Origin of the sequence: Capsulimonas sp. (assembly GCF_039929585.1) — a bacterium.
In the GTDB taxonomy this organism is placed as follows: domain Bacteria; phylum Armatimonadota; class Armatimonadia; order Armatimonadales; family Capsulimonadaceae; genus Capsulimonas.
Map to the genome: position 1 here is coordinate 22,620 of NZ_JBDSQY010000068.1, position 20,437 is coordinate 43,056.

Consider the following 20,437-nt stretch of genomic DNA (forward strand, 5'->3'; position numbering starts at 1 on the left):
GGAAATTATGGATAAACGGGCGGAATGTATGACATAATAGGTTAGTGCATTCTGGATGACTTATGGACGACTAAGGAGCAATTGAGTGGCGTCTCAACGATTTTTGGCGGTGGATTTGGGGGCGGAGAGCGGGCGCGGGGTGGTGGCGGAGTTCGATGGAGAACGCGTGGCCCTCAGCGAGATCGGTCGCTTTGAGACGGGGCGCGGCCGCGAGGACCTGGGCCCGGACGGTGTGCGCCGCTGGGACTTTGCGCGCATCGGCGGTGAAGTTGAGGCTCTCTTGACCAAGGCGAGCGGTGACGGCGCTCTGCATGGCGTCGGCGTGGACAGCTGGGGCGTGGACCACGGCTTTCTGAACGCCGACGGCGTTTTGCTGGCGCCGCCGGTCGCGTATCGCGATCTCTCCCACGCCGCCGCACATGAAGATGTCCTGTCGCGCATCACCCGCGAGGAGCTATGGGACGCCACCGGCATTCAGCCTCTTTCTTTTAATACCCTTTACCAGATTGCCGCGCGTCAGAAAGACAGCCCGGAAGTTTTGGACCGCGCGCGCCGGCTTCTTTTGATCCCCGATCTGCTGCACAACGTCCTGACCGGCAAGCGCTCCTTAGTCGTTGAGGGCACGAACGCCAGCACCACGCAGATGCAGCGCCCCGGCGTCGGCGGCTGGAACACGGATCTGTTGGATCGCCTCGGCCTTCCCTCACACTTTCTCGGCGAAGTCGTTTCTCCTGGATCGCGTGTCGGCGAGACGCTTGGTGGGATTCCTGTTTATGCGCCAGGCACGCACGACACCGCAAGCGCCGTCGCCGCCACGCCCGTGAAGTCGGGGGAGCGGTGGGCCTTTCTTTCCTCCGGCACCTGGTCTCTGCTTGGCGCCGAACTTCCCGCTCCGGTGCTGAGCCGCGAAGCCATGAAGCGGGGATTCAGCAATGAAGGCGGCGTTGCGGGAACGACACGTTTCCTGAAAAACATCATGGGGCTCTGGCTGGTGCAGGAATGTCGACGCTCGCTGGCGAAAACCACCGGACGACAATTTACTTATCCTGAGTTGGTCACGCTCGCGGAAGCCGCGCGCCCCGACGGTCCGCTCATCGACGCCGTCGCCCCGCGATTTCTGGCCCCCGCCGACATGGCGGAAGAGATTCGAGCCGCCTGCGCTGAAACCGGCCAAACGCTGCCGGCCGACGCCGGGGCTTTGATCCGCTGCTGCCTGGAAAGCCTGGCGATGGCGTATCGACTGTCCCTGCGCGATCTCGGACGCTTGCTCGGCGAGGAGTTCGACGTGCTCCATGTGATCGGCGGCGGTTCGCAGAATCTTTTGCTCAACCAATGGACCGCCGACGCCTGCGGCGTGACTGTCAAGTCAGGCCCGTCCGAAGCCACAGCGCTCGGCAACGCCCTCGGCCAGCTGGTGGCCTCCGGAGCCGTAACCGACTGGACACAGGCGCGCGAAGTCTCCCGCCGCTCGGCCGATGTCTCGACGTTTGTCCCTGACCCGGCGCGGCAGGCGCAGTGGGCGCAGCGGGAACGTGAGATTGTGAAGCTTTGGGCGAAGTAGTGAAGGGAATCGGATAGCCCCTCCGCCCCAATTCGTGTGGGTGTTTGGCCCCTCCGCCCCGGGAGAAGATGGCCCCTCCGCCCCAATTCTGGGGGACCAGATTTCGGAGAGTGGCATTTTCCGGCCCCCCAGAATTGGGGCGGAGGGGCTATCCTAAATCTGTGGGGCGGAGGGGCCAAACACCCACACGAATTGGGGGGAAGCTTCTCGCGAAGCGCGGGGATAGGTTACTTCGCCTCGCCGCTCCCCAGCGTCGGGTTCGGCGCGAATGGGTCTTTGAAGTCCTTTGCGATCCTTGCCGTGGCGTAGACCTGACCGGGGCTGGCGAACGGGGGCGAGAACGATGTACGACCGAGGAGCACGAACGCGGGGCCATTGAAGTTTTGTGACGTGGAGACTTCGGTCTTCGCGCTTTCGAAGGTGCGGCGAACGAGGATATTGGCGAATACCGAACCGCTGGCGTTGACGTGAGGACGGACCGTGACCAGCAAATCCCCGAACGTCGCCGAATGGTAAGTCGCGGAACCCAGCGCGTCTTCGGCGACTGTGACGCTCAGCGAAGCCCCCTTATCGCCTACACCGCCGGCCTTCGTCCCAGCAGATGTCTTCCCCACCCCGACCGAGGCGCTTGCCGCAGGCGCGCCCGTGATGCTCGGGGCCGGCGCGGCGCCGGCGTCCAATCTCCACTCGACATTGACCGTGATCAGACGCGCCCCAAAGGCGCTGACCGGCGACAGAGCAGAAGCCAGCAAACCAGCGAGGACCATGGAACGAAAGCAAGTATGGAAGCGCATATGATTGTTACTCCAGAAGCGAGACGCTCGTTTTTCCAAACAGCAGAGAGACGAATTGTATAGTCGGTCACAAAAAAGCGGACGTGAGGTAATAATACCTCCGTCCGCTTGCTTTTCGATTCCACAATTCAGTCGACTATTCGGAATTACCAGGCGTAGTCTTCCGGCGATGTCTTGTATCCTGGGAACAGCTCATTGAGTTTGCCGTTCGTCTCGTCGGAGATCTTGATCTCCAATGCGCGCAGAGAGCCGTCGAGCTGATCCAGCGTGCGCGGCCCAATGATCGGCGCGGTGATGACCGGGTTTTGCAGCATCCACGCCAGCGCCACGTCCGCCGGCTTTTCGCCCAGCTCCGCGCAGAGCGCTTCCCACTTCTCCAATTGCGGCCGCCGCGCTTCGATCTGTTTCTGCATATCTTCCGACGCGCGGCGCCCCTCGGTAATCTTTTGCAGCACCCCGCCCAGTAATCCGCCGCCAAGCGGCGACCACGGGATCACACCCAGGCCGTAGAACTCAGCCGCCGGAATGACCTCGCGCTCAATATCGCGCTGCACCAGGCTGTACTTGCTCTGCTCGGAGACCAAGCCCAGGAAATTGCGGCGCCGCGCCGCTTCGTTCGCCTGCGCGATATGCCATCCGGCGAAGTTGCTGCTGCCGAAGTAAAGCACCTTGCCTTGCTGGTAAGCCAGTTCAAAAGCCTCCCAGATCTCCTCCCAGCTCGAATCGCGCCAGACATGGTGCATTTGATACAAATCGATGTAGTCCGTCTGAAGGCGCTGCAGGCTCTTGTCGAGCGCCCGCCGAATATGCAGCTTGCTCAAACGCGACGTGTTCGGCCACTCGCCCATCCCCATCGATACATCGCCCATGTCTCCATAGACTTTCGTCGCGATCACCGTCTTCTCGCGGCGGCCTCCACCCTGCGCGAACCAGCGACCAATGATCTGCTCGGTCACGCCCTCGCCCTTCTTCCATCCGTACACATCGGCGGTATCGAAGAAGTTGATCCCGTGCTCCAGAGCGCGGTCCATAATGGCGAAGCTATCCGGCTCCGGAGTAACGGGGCCGAAGTTCATCGTGCCCAGACAAAGGCGGCTGACTTTCAGGCCCGTGCGGCCCAGGTTCGTATATTGCATTCTCAAATTCTCCTCATCGGCGTCACCGACCCAATTCGGCATACTCAGGCGGATTCCTGCCAACACCATTGACAATTGTCTGACGCTACTACATAATGTAAAATAAACACTAACAATGATCTGCCTTTGATACTTCTACTATGAGTAATTTTATGAGCGAGAAATTTACCCGTGGGTTCCTGCGTATCTGGATAACAGCGGCGACGATGAGCGCCAGCGCCTGGCTTTGGCGTCATTTCCCATTAGGTCTTCTCATGATCGCCACAACAGCGCTGTTGATCCGTCGAGCAATCTTGAAAGAACGACGGCGACGACAAAAGGAGGGGTATTGGCTGGAATTTCTTAGTCCCGGGGTCCTGAGAGGCGACGACGATGAGTTCGCCGTGGTGTATCATGAAGGCGGCAAGCAAAAGTTTTTCACCGGCAAAATACGGCAGCGCGAACAGGTTATGGAACGAGTTCGCCAATCGTCAATCACAAAACAGCGATGCAAGCATATCCCAAAACACGAACAAGCTTTCCCGCAGCCCAGGGCTGGATCGTTCTAAAGAACCACCACGCCGTTCCTATGTCAGTACTGATCGAACCCTGGGGCATGGGTTTAGAGCTATCTCCCGGCGAAAGCTGCCATGTGCTTCTTGGGGCAAACGGAGATCACGAGCCGTCGATTGAAATCACAGACAGTTTTTTCATCGTTCACGGCGGTGATGCAATTTACCAGCATGGAGAAGAAGTTTATGACTTCTCCAATCAGCATTGAACGCAGCGCCGTCACCAGTCACAAATTCGGATGTGGAGTAAATCCTATGAAAGTCATCGTTTCTTATTACTCGACGCGACACGCCCCACATGTCCCGTGATTAGCAGCCAGTTTTCCACTCGCTTATCGCCATGTGTGACAGCGAAGCACAAGCCAGAAGAAATGTCCTTCGTGTCTTCGAGTGTCACACGCACGATTACATCAGCTTGACCATGCGGCGGAATGGTAGGAGCGGAAACAGTGGCGGTCGTGCATTCGCATCCTGTCGTCACAATCGACAAGCCAACAGGAAAGCTGTGCGGATTGGTCAATTGAAACGTATGCATCAAAGGGCGGTCGCCGGGAATCGCTCCCGCGTCATAAATCAGTCCTCCCGCAACCTGCACATCAGGAGTTTCATTGCGTCTCATCTTGGTAGAAATCCCTAAGCCGAAAAGCAATAAAAGGACTGCAAGCAGCAGAATGGAAATTCGGATATTCATTATTTCACTCGTTCGATACTGACTGTCTCGCCATCGAAACGAGCGTAGAATTCGTTTCTCGGCATTAGCACATTACCGCGCTGCGGGTCTTCGATCAGAAAGTAGCCCCCCCACTCGCCCACGACCACGATCCAATGTCCTGCAGGACGCATTAAATGGACTATGACTGGTATGCCCGTGCGACTGACACGATCTAAAAGCTCATCTGGCGACAGCATGCTGGAGGCTACTGTCTCACCATGCGCCTTGAGCGCTCGGATCAATTCATCGCTCCCCGCGCCGCGGGCGTTTTCGGAGCCGAGTTCCCTCATAACCTCCGCTTCGGTCACGGGTTTGTTTTTATAATCCGAAAGCAACGCCGCCACGCATGCTTCTCCGCAGGAATAATCTGTTATCTGATGCGCCAAGGACTGTTGGAGCCAAGTACGGATGCGCGGGGGCAAGTTACGAGCCTCACGGATTTCCGCTGTGATTTGCTCTGCGCTTTTCGCAGGTGGCTCCTGGACGGGACGAGGCGCCGTGGGACGCGATCCTTTCACCTCAGAGTGAAAATGGGTCTGATGGTATTTGGGATCGTCCCTCCAATCCACGACAGCGTCAAAGTGACGATTGAGCATTAGCTCCAGCGGGGTGATCCGCGCCATCACCTTCGGATTACCGTGATCTTTCACACTCACTCGCGAGCCATTCGCAAATCGAAATCCGGAGATATCAATGGCCTGCCCATACGCATGGGCGGAAATGACCTTCGCTTCCTGGCGCGTGCTTCGGTCATTATAGACGCCCAAATGATCGATCCCCACCACATGCAGATGCTGATGCGCATCCTCCAGAAAGCCCGCCAATCTATTCTTCAATGAGAGGGATGCTTGAGCAATGGGCAGCGGCTCATTGGGATTCGCAAAGAAGTAAAGCTTAACGCCATGCCAATCGGCGGGGATTTGGCAGGTCGCCCCTCGATCCCAGGCGTCCTTATCTGGGTAGGTCAGCATATTCAGCGGATACCAGGAAGCCAGATCGCACTCTTCTTGAGTATATCGTTTCGGAAAAAAGTAGCGCATGCGACTAAGCGCCGTATGCTGCCCCGCGACAAGCCGCTGCGGATCGATATGTTCATGCATGGGGTCAGGGACGATCCCCACGAGAATTGCACTCTCCGCCAAAGTTAATTGAGCAGGCGTCTTATGGAAATAGTAGCTCGCCGCCGCCGTGATTCCGCGCTGCCCCATGCCGTAATCAATCGTGTTCAAGTAGAGCTCAAGAATGCGCGATTTTGGCAGCGTTCGTTCTAGCTCCGAGGTATAGGCCGCCTCTTCAATTTTGCGCCATATGGTTCGGTCATTCGTTAGGAACAGGTTCTTGGCGAGCTGCTGGGTGATTGTGCTGCCGCCTTCTTTAATCTGCCCCTCGCGCAGATCCGCACGCAGAGCATGGTGCATTGCGATCCAATCAAAGCCATGATGCCTATTGAACGCATGGTCTTCCATCGCGATCGTTGCGTCCTGCATCAACGGCGACACGCCTTGCAGAGAAACAAACTGGGAGGACCGCGAAGGAGCGCGATTGCCGCCATACGGCGCCACCGCCCTGCGGAGCAAGTAATCGCAGGAAACAAAAATCACTGTCACGACGAGAGCGGCGCCGATCAAAACGGATCGGGAATGTCGAGTATTCACAAGGGATCGAGAAGGCTGACGTCTCTGCTCCCGGGATACGGACTTCATGGGCGGCAAAGCGACGCCGCCCAGAATGGCGATGGACGAAAAGAATAACCACGTCTCCAGGAGACCATGGGCATTCAAAAGACGCACACCCGGGGCCGAAAAAAGGACGGCAAGTATGCAGGCGGGAACAAAGAAGAGCACACACTCCACAATCACCTGTTTCCGTGTACGCTGACACCGCAGACTCAATGACAAAGCCGCCACGCCAAGTATCAGCGCCAAGATCACCAAGACGCAAAGCAGCGGCGCGATACACCATCCGAACTCTTGCCCCAGTCTTGCGCCAAGGGGCAAGATAAGTGCGTAATCTGCCGTCCCCATTCCGTTTCCCAACCACATCCGCTCATCGGCGACGGGAGGCAGCGTGGACTGAAATCTTTGACAGCAGGCGATTGCGACCAAAACGGCCACAACCAATTCGACGGTCACTATAAAGACGACGCTATTCGGATACTTCTTTCTCTTGACATCTTCCTGTACAATCCCACTTCCCAGCAGGCTGCTTCGTAAGATTGGGAAAGCGCTGTACAGCCAGAAAGCGACAATAATTTCCGAGAAGACGCCCAAAAACACAGCGTAAGGATACGGAGCCGACGACGAAAACAGGAAATCCTTGGCCACGAACATCAGGCAGGCAAGAAAACAAGCCTCATATCCCTGACTGAGAACAGAGATCCATGGCCTCGCCCGTCCTGTTTTCGTATTTTCGCGATTTGAATGTTTGGTTTCTGTGCAGGACATTGATTTTTGCAAAAATGAACAAGCGCATTCCGATACTATTGCAGCGCCAATTTCACTGCGTCTTCCAGGGCGACATCCCCCTCACGATATCCAACTTGACCGGCGACGATCTTGCCCTCTGTATCGATAACATAAGCTGTAGGGATTGCGGACGCTTTATATAACTGAGAGGCGATGCTATCAAGTCGATTGGCGGCCGTATCTTTTAAAAACACAAGTGAGGAGTATTGTGGATGTTTGGAAACCCAATCCAGAAACGCATTTTTTTGATCCCAGACATTTACGCAAATGACAATTAGTCCTTGATTTTTATATTTCTCGGCCAGAAATTGTGTATGTGGCATCGCTTTTTGACAAGGAGCACACCATGTCGCCCAGAAATCCACCACCACCACCTTACCTCGATAGTCCGAGAGCTTCACGGCCTGTCCTTCTTTTGTGTAGGCGGTAAAATCCGGCGCGGGCGTTCCCTGGACCAGTAAGTTCGTATTTCTGGTCATCGCACTTGCTAAGTCGGTCTTCTTGTAATCACTCGGGATGCTAAAAAAACCATTCTCGATGGGAGTCGTGCTGATCGACCTTGCCATCATGGTCATATTGAGTTCAGCAGGCATATCCTTTCCCGAAATGACCATCTTAATCTTCAGAGGGATTCCTAAGACTGGCTGTGTGGGATTTTTAAATGTAGCCATATCCCGTGAGGAAAAATCCTGGGCAATATATTCATCCATTCTCATTACCGAGCCGCTATCTCGTGATGTTATTATGTAATGCCGGGTCTTATGCCCCAGAATAATCACCATTTCTTTTGTGTCAACGACTTTGTTATTGAGACTATTGATCTTGCCTTGTGCCGGTAAAACGTTGTACTTCCCACCACTAAATGGTATCTCGGAGTATGATTTCGACATATTATTGCATGCAAACATCTTCCCGGCTTTAATATCGAGGATAGAAGTCATAAGATATGTGTCGGTCCGAACTTTGTTATTACTGACATACACTTTATAATCCAGCATTTTCGCCATCTGCTCTTTTGTCTTGGCATCCATGGTTTTGTACTGCTGTTCCATGGCTCCGCCAGGAATAACATGCATGTCCAGCGTGACATCGGCCAGAACGCAAGCAGAGGCGGCGATGAAAGCCGTCACCGTGGTAAAGACGGTGAGATAAGTAGTTCGCATGATCCAAACTCCGTTTTCTTGTCTATATTCGACACCAGCAAGGTGTTTGCCGCCGAAGAACTCGAAATGAGCGTCAATCCAATAAGAAGCCCCACAAGCATATTCATTGTGTCGTGGTCTGCTGAGGGTACGCCAAACAGCGTGTCTGTGAAGCCTGCGGTTAACAAGGCCACCCATGCGGCGGAGATGCTGAGCGGAATAGGCTCACGACGCCGGCTCAGAGCCCGGAAGATCCCATATCCGAACCAGCACATCAATATCAATCCTATAGCGCCCATCTTGTCCAAAAAGAATAAAAACTGGTTGTATGGGTGATTTACCAATTTTATTGTCGGAAGATCAACATAGGGTATTTTTTTCTCTACGGGAAAGTTGATATCCGAGAGCAAGAGGCCAAATACAGGATGCTTTATAAAGGATGCAGCGCCCGCTCGAAACAATGTTTGACGGCTTGCTATGGAGCGCGTCGATGAGCTGCTGGAAACATGATCGTGAACGCGCACAAACATCACAACAGTGAGAAAGAGCAGCGTTGATAGGATCATAAAAAGACGTTTTCTTGCCGAAAATGGACATTGCGCAAACAGCCAAATCAATCCAGCGGCAATGCCGAGCGCCGCTCCGCGATACCACGTCATTGTAAAACCAATCACCAGGAAAAGGAGACAGGATAATCCCAGGATCCGAAGGGAGCGGACCTTCGACATACAAATCGATGCCGCCAAAGGAATAGTCACGACAAAAATGCCATACATTTCCGATAGATCAGAAAATGTTCCTGCGGACCGTATGACATTTCCAGAAACGATGACATGAACATGATGGAAGGAATAGTACACCATAAAGAGAGATTGAACGGCGCCTAATAAACATATGATCAGTATGACATTCGAAATGTTAAGAATGCGGCTCGCCAGAAGTCCAATGCAAAATGCGATCAGTAAAGACACTTCGCCAGTATTTAAACCTCCCGTGTATAGCTTGTAAACAGCCGCATAGATATACACGGCAAAAAAAGCGATGAGGCCGCAATAAAGCTGAATAGACGATGAGCCGATAGACTCACGAAGGATTCGCAGCATTAAAATTGCGGCGGCGGAGATGACAAGTATGGTAATTATCGTTTGAGAAACATAGAGGTAAGAATACCCAACTAAGAACTTGGCGGAGCAATTATAAAAATAAGTATTTGGTAAAAAATAGCCAATAATTAACCAGACACATAAAACAATATCCGTCAATTTCGCTAGCAATGGGTGAGTGAGACACTTATTCATTGAATTTTGGTGTACGGTAAAATTCCGTGACGCATTATCTGCGCCGATTCCATTCCAGCGCTAACACTGGCGTGATAAGAGTAAAGCCAGGGATCGTAAGGGCGACAATAGAAATGGCCGCGACGACGGAAAGATGTCCTGCGGACGAAATGACATACAACATGATGGACGTCAGCAGCAGCACGGCTAGCCAGACAGCTCCACCTCGCAACCCGGCGACCGAACTCAGCAATTTCCGACGTATCATCCCTATAAGAATCAGGCATAGAAAAGCCGCACGCAACGCCGCCAGTCCGACAATGCCCGATTGGGCTAACCGCAAAATGTCGTGGCTGCCTTTGGAAAACTGCATGACAACCAGGAGAATCAGAATGCAGACACAAAAAGAAAAGATGGGACGAACCCAGGAACGTCCCGTCAGCGTCAGTCCCACATTGATCATCAGGCACTTCCATGAGACAAGCAAAATCAGGGCAAGGCTAAGCGCTGCTCCCAATGCTTCGCCGCCCTCCAAGGTCATCGGAGGAGCGGAGACCGTCAGCAAGATCGCGGTAAAAACGACGCAAATAGATGCCGGAATCAAGATCTTCAGAAGTGTGATAAAAGCAATGGCGGACGCATATTCCGTATTTCGCATGGGGCGGACGGCGCAGAAAGTACGCAGGCCGCCGTCAGCGGTAAGCAGCTTGATGTCGGAAAAGGTAAGAACTCCTGAAAATGACGCGAACACCATGAGTTTCAGGCAGACGATGGGGTCAATCCAACTCGCCAAGAGCAAGCCGACCAAGCATGCAATGAGCGGCATCCCGATGATCTGCCAGAACATATCATTCAGTTCAAACCAGCAATAGGCGAGCATTCGCGAAGGAAATTTCTTTCGCGGAGCGTCCACGGATGTTTTGGCAATCACGTGCGGATCGACAGGACGATTTGTAACGAAGAATTTATCACCGCGACGGTTCATTTCAACAATGGCTGCGGATCCATACGCCGCCAAGAGCACCACAAAAATGCATACTCCCGCCCCCTCCCATACTGGCGTTGATGCTGCCCGGCTGTCAGCAAAAGCGAGAAGGTAAGGAGCACAAATGAGAAGGTTGAATGCGGAAGACAGCACACCGGAAAGCCACATCAAGGAAAGCAGCAGCGGGACTTGAGCGGCAAGAGCCATGTTGGTTCGGAGAAGATCCACCTGGAATCCCAGTGGGTTAAGAACCAACGTTACAAGACAGCTCCAAAGAAGAATCACGTGACAGGACGCAAACACGATCACAACTCCGGTAAGCTGCGAGGCTTTGAGCGGGCGCAGGAATACCAGTGTCGACAGGAGGGAGCCATTTTCCTTGAGGCTCCCTCCAAGCCGTGCGAACCGTATCGAGCTAAACGCGAAAAACACCTGCAGCCCAATCACCAGGAACCGGGCCGATCCGTTATTCTTCATTTCTCGAACAATCGTCGGCAAATCATCGAGAATTGTGGAAAGCGGAATGATATGCGTGCGCAGGATTATCATCATGACGCTCAATGTCAGCCAGCAGGAAATAATCCATGGGGAATTGAGTGCAATGATCAGGCGATATATCCCAAAGATTCGATTCACGTCCTCCCGCGAGCGCATCATTCCGACTTGAGCGACGCGAGATGATCCGTCATATCGAGGTCGGAATACGCCATGAAGATTTCTTCCAAATTGACTGGCTCGACGCATGAGGCATTCACACCATTCTTTTCAATTGTAAAGTCCATGTCTGTCGGCGATCCGAAGCATACTGCGGAGTATCCGTCCACGCTACTCTGAGCGGCGATCACTCGGACGCCACTGTGAGAGAGATCGGGACTATGCTGAGGCAGACGAATACGGAAGTGGGCGTTTTTGATGCGGGGCAGAGTATCACACAAGACCAATACACCACTGCGGATCATCGCGACATGATCGCAAGTCTGCTCTACCTCATGCAGCGAATGGGAAGAAAACAAGACTGTCCGGCCCTCATCCGCGATCGTACGAACGATCGCGTTCAGCAAATCGCGACGCAGTATGGGATCCAGCCCGGCGGATGGCTCGTCCAGCACTAGTAAATCCGGCCGATAGGCGAGAGCAAAGATCAGGCTGACCCGTGTCTTCTGTCCCTTGGACAGTTCTTTAATCCGCGCCTTCGGCTCAATGCCGAAGCTGCGCCGCAACTGCTCGGCATACTCACGATCCCAGGATGGATAGAACGACTCCATGTATGCCGTCAAGTCGCGTACGCGCATCCAGGGGGGAAGATCATTTTCCTCGGGAAGGTAGCCGATTCTTGAAAGCACCTCCACAGGGTCCGCCACAGGGTCTTTTCCAAAAACACGAACGGTTCCTTGCTGAGGCGAGAGCAGACCCACCAGGTGCTTGATGAATGTGCTCTTGCCCGCGCCATTTTCCCCGATCAAACCGAATACGGAGCCGGTATTGATCTTCAGGCTGACATTATCCAAGGCGGTTTTCGCGCCATATCTGCGCGTCAGGCCGCTGACTTCCAGGACAGAACCCATTTTTCGGGAGACCTCTCCGGCGATTTCGCGGAAATATTCGATGAGACTGCTCGAAGCGTTACAGCACCGCCGCGTAAGCCGGAATAACAACAGGCTCACGGAAATTCGGGCCGTAGTAGAGAATGACTTTCGAATCGAGTAGGTTATTCTCCAGATTTTTTGGATCCAGCACCGCCACCACGGAAATCATCTTATTGGAGACTCGTTTCAGGTTAATTTTTACACTGCGGGGACAAAAGCCGATGCGTACGCGGTCGACAGGATAAAGAGTGGAAACGCGAAGCTCACGCGTCACGGCTTTCCCATCGCTGACGCCGCCGAAATTCAGCATCGCCGGCGTCGAAACATAGTTACCGCGAACGCGATAGGTGATTGGAACAACCAGGGCAGGTGCGTTGTCGCATTCCAAGCGGGCTTCCGCAGCCACTTCCCCTGGCATCATATTGTCTGCGGATCCCGAAATCACGATCCCACCCGCCGTTTGCTTGAAACTATGCTCCTGAAGGTTCTTGCAGATAAGCCGAGGGTTCTTGATCATTTTGTTGTCAATGCGACGAACCTCAAACTTGACTGTTGATTTTTGCCCAAGCAATGCATCTTTAGGAAAAAGGCTCATGGGAGCAATGTAGACGGGTGAGCTAAATCCTTGAATTGGGATTTCTAAATGGGACGCATACCCGCTGAACCAAACGCTGATCATTTTGTTGATCTCGCCGGTTCTTTTGAAGGTATCGTAGCGCACACGCAGCGTTGCCTGGCCGTGCGGCGAGATCTCATGAACGGCGTTCACCGTCGTACAGCCGCAGCTGGGTATGATGCGCTGAATTTTCAAAATATTTCCTGAATTGTTCTTCAGCGAAATTGTTTTTATGGCGACGGACCCGGAATCAATCGTTCCTAACTGTATTGACCTTGGAACCAGCTGTACGACTGTCGCCAAATTGGAGGCGTTACGGTCGCCCGCAGATGCTCGATGTGATAACTGCACAAGACACGCTCCGGCGATCACGATCAGCGAGCAAATACAGATAACGGCGATGGGTTTCTTTTTCATTGTATGCCAATTTAGGGAATGATGTCAATGAGACGCCGCTCGGTTATACCGATTGATCATCTTTATGCGCCGTCGAGAGCTGCTTGAGCGCCCATCGCGCCGTAGTTCGGACCTCCTTAACCGGAGAGTCAACGAGCGGCAATATCGCGGGGACCCCCTTTGCTCTGTCAAGCGCCACAATCATTCGTATGCTTAAGATTTTGTCCACTCCAACTTTATCCTTGGAAGTTAGCGCGCCGATTGCCTCGTCGTACAGGATGTCCTTTCGCGACTCGGCAGGCTTTGTGCAAGTCGCGACGGTTTCCAGAGCCACCAATGTCAGGGCGTGGCGATCACTCTCGGTCTGTGACGAAGATCCTGGCAGCGAGTTATCGGCGTTCAATTTCATCAGCCAATCAAAATCACTATCGGTAATGGCGTGCGTCTTAAACATGCCATTAACTACCGTATTCAGTTTTAGAAAATTCGTCTTACTCATAATGCGCCGATTCTCTAAACCGACGGCCGCTGACGCCATTCTTGCACTAGGCCCCGCCACGGGAGACGGTCGATGACGAAAAGTAATGAGTGACAAAACGCCGATGTTCATAATCACAAAACAAATAATGAGTCGCCGCGCCATAATTCCAGACCTCCCTATTCGAGTGTGTTCTTAACTTCACTCTGATCTCTTTTCAGTTAACGCTCCAGCAAATCTCGTTCCAGACCGCTATGAGGTTAGCTCTCTAAGATATTATCGACTAACAGAAATACGCATCACACGCCACGCAGCAAGCTGCGACGGATGCGATAGCGGCGCCGCTCAAAACCAGCGGAACAGCTGCGGTGCCGCCAGTAGTAATGCTAATGGTGGCGCATCCGGCGCCGACTGCAACGGCGCATGCCGCAGAGCAAGCCCATGTACACCAGCTGCTGGCGGCCATAGCGGAGAGACCTTGCGCTTGCGCCGCTGCCGGCGTTTCCGGATTCGTGGTCTCGTCCATTGTGACTGCCACGCATTGCTCATCCGCATAAGCTGGAACAGATGTCAAGATTGATATCTGAAATGCAAAACCTAAAACGAGCATGGCAAGGGCTAAAGGCTGAAATTTTCGAAGTGTCTTCATAGTAATCCGGTCTCCTTTTGTCTATGGCTGATCGATAGCGATCTGGAACGTCAAGATGGTGGAATGGAAGCGGCATATTCGCCGAAGGCTTAATGATTTAATGGCCTTAATAAGAAGTGGCGTCTGGGCTCTCCGATCACTTCATAGAACCCGTATCCCAAAATCTCACTCTGATCGTTGATGGATACCGCCGCCGTACAGTGCGCGGTTTTCGTTCGCGGTGTTTTATCACCAGTAGAGATGGTCCAGAGGTTGCGCATGCCGTGTTTCGCATCCCAGATGAAACCCACGCCGCCGGCGTAATTCACATTCGTATCCAGGCGGCTCTCTCCCACGATCTGACCCAGATCGTTGATCCCTAAAGCACGCGAGTACACGTCGCCCGGCAGACGCCCTAAGTCCAGTATTCGTCCGTTTTGCCAGAGGCAGGCAGTCACCGCACCTCCCTGATGCTGAGAGGATCCAACAACCTGTCCAGCGTCATTAATCGCGTTGACGACACTTGTTTGCCCCCCTGGAAACGTCCCTAGATCGTGCATCACCCCATCCTGCCACAGCATCGCATGAGTCTGTCCTGACTTAGTCAGAAGCCAGCCCGCGACCTGACCGCGATTGTTGATGGCGTAGGCGCGGCTGCTGACATATCCATGCGGCACGCCCAAATCGCGCATCCGGCCGTGCGACCACAGGAATGCATGGCTGACGACGCGGAATTCCGTTTCCCCCTCAGGAGCATTATTATTCCAGGCATATCCAGCCACATCACCACGATCGTTAATGGCGCGCGCCGCGCAATTCGTAAAGCCAGGAAGGACACCCAAGTTTTGGATGTCGCCGCGCCGATCCCAGCGCGCCGCCCAGTTCGACGAAGAGCCGGCAATCTGCCCCGAGTTATTAAGCGACCAAGCCTGAGTGGAAGTGTTATACGCACTGATCGGAGTGGCGCCTTTTAAGGACGAAACATAAGGGAACATTCCGCTTGCCACCATATACGATGCATATGCGCCTTGATTGTTAAGGACGCCGTTATGCATCTCCCAGCCGCCGACCGCAGGCAATCCTGCCGCCGAATAAGGAGTATATTTGTAATTTGCTGGGGATTCGGCGAACCGGATGGGAGCGGCCGCCTCAATCAGCGACAGATTGTCCACACGGATTGGACTGCCCAGAAGGAACTCCATCTGGGCCTCGTTCAATCCTGCGGGCATGACGCCAAACGCCTCCCGCGACGCCTGAGCGATGCCGCTGGTTCGTCGATCTGTCCCACCGCCGATATATCCGTAATCCTGCAAATTGACATAAAGTTCGTAGATGCGCGGCATGGATGCGTCGGAACTCAGCTGCATACCAAGCAGCGTCGCGGCCGCCGATCGCAGGGGATTCCGCGAATAGTCTGATCCCGTGATCCGAGCCGCGATATACGCGGGAGCGGACAGCGGCGTGTTCAACTGGGCTCCGAAGCATCGCCGGATCAGTGCGTGTCCCTCCGGCCAGGTCATGGCGAAAGGCACGTTAGCCGAAAGGACCTTTGCAGCGGAAGGGGGTAGATCTTTCCAGGCGACAGAGGCGCCAGGAGAAGATCCGCCGGCAAGAGCGCGCGAGTACATCCTGACGCCTGCCCCAATCGCGAATACGACACACGCCGCCAGTGCGATCACCCTCCATCGCCAAGGAGACGCCGCGCGCCGTGGCGTCTGCGACGTACGGGAAATACCAAACAGCGCGCCAATGGAAATGGCGGTAGTCAGCAGTACGCCGGGATTGGAAAAGGACAGTCCCCAATAAAGTGTGCCGATCATCGCGACGGAAGCGGCGCAGAACAGGTCCATCTTCGCCTCGCCGTTTTCTCTTCCGTGCGTTTCCATGACGGGGCCGTCGTATGTTGATTCCTGTGATGAGACTGACGCCTGCTTTCCAAGGACGCCCGCCGCGCGGCGAACGCCCCAAATCAGCGCGGCGCCGATCAGAAGCCATGTAATGAGTCCCTGCTCTCCAATAAATTCCAGTCCGCTCTCGCTAGGAAACCGCTCCATCCCCGATCCGAGCATCAGAATGCGAAAATCATTGGGTTGAGAAACAGGCGGATTGATCTCTGTTCGCAGCATGGACACGATTGGAAAGAGACAGATTGCCCCCAATACGCAGAACTGCCCCCACTGGCGCACTCTTGACGTGCTTCCTACTTTGCGAATTAAAATTACCGCAGGCAGCAGCCAAAGCCCTGAAAAGATTGACGGCGCATGTGCGTCGCCGTTCGGTGCAAGCAGCAAGCCCATGATTCCAGCCATCAGCGCCAGGGCTTGCAGCATGGCGATCGAAAGCGGAGAAAACTCTTGGCCAATCCCTACATGGTCCGAGAGCCGGCGGCTCACGGACGGACTCGCCAGCGAATTTCCCGCGCTGAAGCCGTACCTGCGCTTTGTGGAGCGAGCATGGCGTTTCTCGATTATCGCCGCCAAGTCGATCTTCCAGGTCAAGAATGACCGGATCGATTTGGCGATCGCCTTTGCAATCCCCCGAAAATCCACTTTCTTATTCAGCCGTTCAGAGAAACGGTCCAATTTCTGATTCCCAGGTTCGTCGCGGAGCCTTCGCGCATATGCGATAAGATCAGGCAGCGTTACGGCGCAAACCAGGGCGGAAACGCACCATAATCCCTGCCCAAGATATGCGGATCTGGCGCCGCTCCACACCACTTCCAGACCGAGACAAATGAGAAGCAGAACGACAAACCCGATGGGGCGAAGGATCGTTCCTCGCAGTTTGATCGACGGCCGCTTCTCCGCAGCGACATTAGCGCCTGTCTCAGACTCATTCACATGGAGACGATCGGCGGACGCCTTATTCGAAGGCCACAGCAACTCCAGAACGCCGATCACGAAAAATGGCGCCACGCAAGCCAGGATCCAGTTCAAAATCAGTGCGCCGGAGGGAGGCGAGCCGTTTTGGGAATCACCAAACACGAGAGTGGCCAAGCGCGATGCGAAAGGAGACGCAATGTAAAGCGCGCAAAAGATCATGGCTACAAACGACGCCGGAATAAGCGCGATTTTTTGCCGCAGTGAGATCCATCGAATGAGGCGCAGGCACGCCAGGATAGCAAGACTAAACAGCAGAATCGACGGCTGCTGGGCGGCGGATTGCGTTCTCGCGTCAAAGATCAGCGCAGCGCACGCCGCCAGAGACGCGGAAACCGCGATCGCCCATCGCACCTGTGGCGAAATCGGGGCCGACGCCCCGGACCGGACGCTCACAACAAGCGTTCTCCGATCGACCGGCTCCGTCAAAGCCCGTCTTACGCTCCTCCCGATCGAAACAAGATTGATCCGCGACGGCCATCCTGCACGCATCATCGTTCGCGGCAGAGCGAGTGCAAGCGTAAAGACGGGAACCATAGGGCTGGCATGATACAAAGCGAGCGTATACGCGGACGGCATCGGCAAGTACGCCAAGACGCAGATCACGGCTCCCGCAACGGTCAGCAAATCCCACAGACGGCTGGCGGAGAGCTTTGACCCAGCAGCCAGGGCTCCGATCAAAATTGCAATTGTGTCAATTAGCGATACAGCATAAGGATACTGCGCAACGCTCGACGTCAGCCAGTCCCGCAGGCACAGCCAAAGGAGCAGCAGGACGGCGCTTGCCGCTGCGGCCTTCCGTGCGAACGCGAGCCCTCTCCGCTCATCCACGGAAAATGGCGTTAAGGAGCTATGAGCCGTTCTTTGCTGAGGCGAAGTAATTACTGCCACCAGTCGTCCCCCCGATCGTCGAAGTATCTCGCGAAGGGCAGCGCCTCCTTCACGGGCGCATAGTCTCCATCTTTCACTTCCGGCAGTTCCGGGCTCACTCCGGAATGCCCATCGAGGTACAGAAACACAAGATGGCGATCGTGGCGAGGAAGCTTTTGCTCTGGCGACGTGATTCGCTTGATATCACCCGCCAGGGTGTAATCGGTGTTCAGCCCATGCCCCGTGATCGCCATGCTCGGATCCGCATCGCCGCCTTCGAGCAGCATGCCTTCCGTCAGCAGCACAAAGCGCGAGGGAAGACTAATGGAGGACGCTTTACGGGTTGGGCTGTTCGCGCTATCGGCTTTGACATCGATGACCCAACTGTTAATCAGATAGCTGCAAGCATTCTTGTGTGTGTCGTTGACACACTTATAGCGATGGCGGTCCTTGACATACGGGTAGATCGCATAGGGCCAGTACTGAAGCTGGCCCGTATTGATATGTGTGTTAATCCCGCCCTGCCAGGCCATGGGATAAAGACCGTCATTGTCCGCCACGTACTGGTTGATCGCGGCTCCCAGGTGCTGCATGTTGGCGACACAACTGCTCTCCTTCCCCCGTTCCTTGAGCTTCCCTGACACAGGAACAGCGACGGCAATCAGGATAGCAAATGTAGCGATTAACAGGATCAGTTCTAGCCACGTGACGCCACGCTGTAAGCGTTGATTACGAGAGGAAAACATCAATGGGCAATCCTTTCAAAAAAGCAATAATCGCATAACGCAATTATTGTCACTTGCTTGTAGATGTAATAGCTAAAGCGCGTCTCATACTATTCCGGGCAATCCGCGCCTGTCGGTGTCTGCGCCTGCAGATGCTGTGTTGCGAGCTGATCGTCGGAATACCACTTGACATGGCCATCCACGAAACTCAAGTTGCTTCCGCCCGTATGACGCGTGTCCGCGATATTGTTCTGGAAACGAAAATACCCATCGTCGGTGCCGCGACCGAACTCATGCGCCGCCTCTTCGCCAAGCAGCATCATTCCCGAAGTATTGTCGATCTGCGCCAGCGACTTGCCAGGATAAAGATGAGCGTCATTTATCGGCTGCATCGTGCAGGAATTAATGGCGTAGGAGTTTCCGCTCACTCGTCCCTCGGCATCGTCTGGGCAAACATATACCTGCGCGTTCTTAACATAGGGAAAGAGATTGCCCAGCTTGACATCGAAACGCCCTCCGGGATCGTTCACGGGAAAAGTATTGAATGCAACCCAGCCGCCGACTTTATCATTCACCCCGTCCCCACAACAGTAGGTGCTTGGCAGCAGTTCATCGTTGTCGAGAGTATATTGCTGAAACGCCATCCCAAGCTGGCGCAAATTGCCTGCACAGGTCGTCTGGCGCGCCTTCTCCCGCACTTTGGCAAAAGCGGGGAAAAGAATAGACGCAACAATGGCGATAATCGCTATCACAACTAACAATTCGATGATTGTGAAAGCTTTTGCGACTGTCTTCCTCATCGTGTGTAAACCATCATCATATCGCGTTTCACCTAAGGTGGACTGATAAGAAGAGCGACTAGACTTGAAGCCCACGTACGCATGAACATCAATACTGGTCTTATGCTACTTATTTTTTGTAGAATTTTAGACACCAAGGGAGTGGAGCTGGTTACCCGAGGTTTGCTTGTCTGGGAGCATTGTACCACGCACGAATTCAAAATACAATGAATCTGAAAATAAATATTTAAGCATCATCTATACTCTGCGTTTTGTACCTATGCGCGTTGTGTTTTGTACCTGTTTTGTTTAAAAATCGATAACAATTGATACAATTAGTCGACTATTTTAACAAAATTGGAGATCGCGCTCCCATATAATAAAACGCTTGAATAAACAGACAGCAAGCGAACTTAAACTTTATCAATATGGCTAGGCTTCATGGATCGCAATCCATTCGGATGGATCCGATAGGTTCTGCTGCGCTGTCATCTCTGGCAAGGGCAAATACTAAAGCTCTGGCAAGAACAAATTCCGGGGCTCTGCGAAAGCGATCTGATCATCCGCATGTCATATTGCGACACCGCATTCAGAAATATCAGACGAAAATCATCCGCCTTCTCATAGAGACGCTCGCCTGTGCAGCATAATGGATAAAGCCTAGCGTACAACCGTAGATCATATCTATTGTGATCCAATAAGCCAAAAAAAAATCATTTTATTTTTAGGCCTATTGACTTTCTCTCGATCCGATAACGTGCTTTCACTGAGACATTAACTCTGACATACAGCCTTTCAAGATTTGCGGCTCGTTGCTCAGTCTGTCATCGGCCTTCTTGAGCAAGGCCCCCAGTTCC

At 53.8% G+C, this 20,437-nt stretch carries 17 protein-coding genes; 3 read left to right on the plus strand and 14 right to left on the minus strand.

Features of this window, described 5'->3' with window-relative positions; translation table 11 throughout:
- Positions 1-85: 85 nt before the first annotated feature.
- Positions 86-1,561 carry a rhamnulokinase family protein gene (locus ABIZ35_RS04700; protein ID WP_348218713.1) on the plus strand — a complete coding sequence of 492 codons (1,476 nt, stop codon included), beginning with the start codon at positions 86-88 and terminating at the stop codon, positions 1,559-1,561.
- 227 nt (positions 1,562-1,788) lie between these two features.
- Here the strand turns inward: ABIZ35_RS04700 and ABIZ35_RS04705 are convergent, their stop codons facing one another.
- Entirely contained in the window at positions 1,789-2,355 is a 567-nt protein-coding gene (locus ABIZ35_RS04705; RefSeq protein ID WP_348218714.1) for a hypothetical protein, read from the minus strand.
- Positions 2,356-2,501: 146 nt separating this feature from the next.
- The gene (locus ABIZ35_RS04710; protein ID WP_348218715.1) at positions 2,502-3,491 is read right to left on the minus strand and encodes an aldo/keto reductase; all 990 of its coding nucleotides are present in this window, start codon (positions 3,489-3,491) and stop codon (positions 2,502-2,504) included.
- Between the two features lie 152 nt (positions 3,492-3,643).
- Between ABIZ35_RS04710 and ABIZ35_RS04715 the strand changes: the two genes are divergently transcribed.
- Together ABIZ35_RS04715 and ABIZ35_RS04720 are read left to right on the plus strand one after the other, a co-directional pair.
- Complete coding sequence (locus ABIZ35_RS04715; RefSeq protein WP_348218716.1) at positions 3,644-4,039, plus strand: hypothetical protein; 396 nt, start codon at positions 3,644-3,646, stop codon at positions 4,037-4,039.
- Positions 4,040-4,059: 20 nt separating this feature from the next.
- Positions 4,060-4,251: a hypothetical protein gene (locus ABIZ35_RS04720; protein WP_348218717.1), complete on the plus strand. Its 192-nt coding sequence runs from the start codon at positions 4,060-4,062 to the stop codon at positions 4,249-4,251.
- A 53-nt stretch (positions 4,252-4,304) separates the two neighbouring features.
- On the opposite strand, the gene ABIZ35_RS04725 is transcribed toward ABIZ35_RS04720, so the two are convergent.
- From ABIZ35_RS04725 to ABIZ35_RS04780, 12 genes are all read right to left on the minus strand, one after another.
- Complete coding sequence (locus tag ABIZ35_RS04725) at positions 4,305-4,733, minus strand: DUF1573 domain-containing protein (protein WP_348218718.1); 429 nt, start codon at positions 4,731-4,733, stop codon at positions 4,305-4,307.
- Positions 4,733-6,409 carry a transglycosylase domain-containing protein gene (locus tag ABIZ35_RS04730; protein WP_348218719.1) on the minus strand — a complete coding sequence of 559 codons (1,677 nt, stop codon included), beginning with the start codon at positions 6,407-6,409 and terminating at the stop codon, positions 4,733-4,735. Before ABIZ35_RS04730 ends, ABIZ35_RS04725 begins: the two co-directional genes overlap by 1 nt.
- A gap of 824 nt (positions 6,410-7,233) precedes the next feature.
- Positions 7,234-8,382: a TlpA disulfide reductase family protein gene (locus tag ABIZ35_RS04735; RefSeq protein ID WP_348218720.1), complete on the minus strand. Its 1,149-nt coding sequence runs from the start codon at positions 8,380-8,382 to the stop codon at positions 7,234-7,236.
- Positions 8,346-9,623, minus strand: coding sequence for an O-antigen ligase family protein (locus ABIZ35_RS04740; RefSeq protein WP_348218721.1), 1,278 nt, complete (start codon positions 9,621-9,623; stop codon positions 8,346-8,348). Before ABIZ35_RS04740 ends, ABIZ35_RS04735 begins: the two co-directional genes overlap by 37 nt.
- 70 nt (positions 9,624-9,693) lie before the next feature.
- Entirely contained in the window at positions 9,694-11,259 is a 1,566-nt protein-coding gene (locus tag ABIZ35_RS04745) for a hypothetical protein (RefSeq protein WP_348218722.1), read from the minus strand.
- Positions 11,260-11,276: 17 nt separating this feature from the next.
- On the minus strand, positions 11,277-12,188 hold the full coding sequence (locus ABIZ35_RS04750; RefSeq protein WP_348218723.1) for an ABC transporter ATP-binding protein: 912 nt from the start codon (positions 12,186-12,188) through the stop codon (positions 11,277-11,279).
- Positions 12,189-12,246: 58 nt separating this feature from the next.
- Entirely contained in the window at positions 12,247-13,242 is a 996-nt protein-coding gene (locus tag ABIZ35_RS04755) for a DUF1573 domain-containing protein (protein ID WP_348218724.1), read from the minus strand.
- A 43-nt stretch (positions 13,243-13,285) separates the two neighbouring features.
- On the minus strand, positions 13,286-13,864 hold the full coding sequence (locus ABIZ35_RS04760) for a hypothetical protein (RefSeq protein WP_348218725.1): 579 nt from the start codon (positions 13,862-13,864) through the stop codon (positions 13,286-13,288).
- Positions 13,865-13,982: 118 nt separating this feature from the next.
- Positions 13,983-14,348 carry a hypothetical protein gene (locus ABIZ35_RS04765; RefSeq protein WP_348218726.1) on the minus strand — a complete coding sequence of 122 codons (366 nt, stop codon included), beginning with the start codon at positions 14,346-14,348 and terminating at the stop codon, positions 13,983-13,985.
- 89 nt (positions 14,349-14,437) lie between these two features.
- Complete coding sequence (locus tag ABIZ35_RS04770; protein ID WP_348218727.1) at positions 14,438-18,097, minus strand: hypothetical protein; 3,660 nt, start codon at positions 18,095-18,097, stop codon at positions 14,438-14,440.
- Positions 18,088-18,822, minus strand: a complete 735-nt coding sequence (locus ABIZ35_RS04775) for a type II secretion system protein (protein ID WP_348218728.1) — start codon at positions 18,820-18,822, stop codon at positions 18,088-18,090. The genes ABIZ35_RS04770 and ABIZ35_RS04775 overlap by 10 nt, the downstream gene beginning before the upstream one ends.
- 89 nt (positions 18,823-18,911) lie before the next feature.
- The gene (locus ABIZ35_RS04780; RefSeq protein ID WP_348218729.1) at positions 18,912-19,601 is read right to left on the minus strand and encodes a DUF1559 domain-containing protein; all 690 of its coding nucleotides are present in this window, start codon (positions 19,599-19,601) and stop codon (positions 18,912-18,914) included.
- Positions 19,602-20,437: the final 836 nt, after the last annotated feature.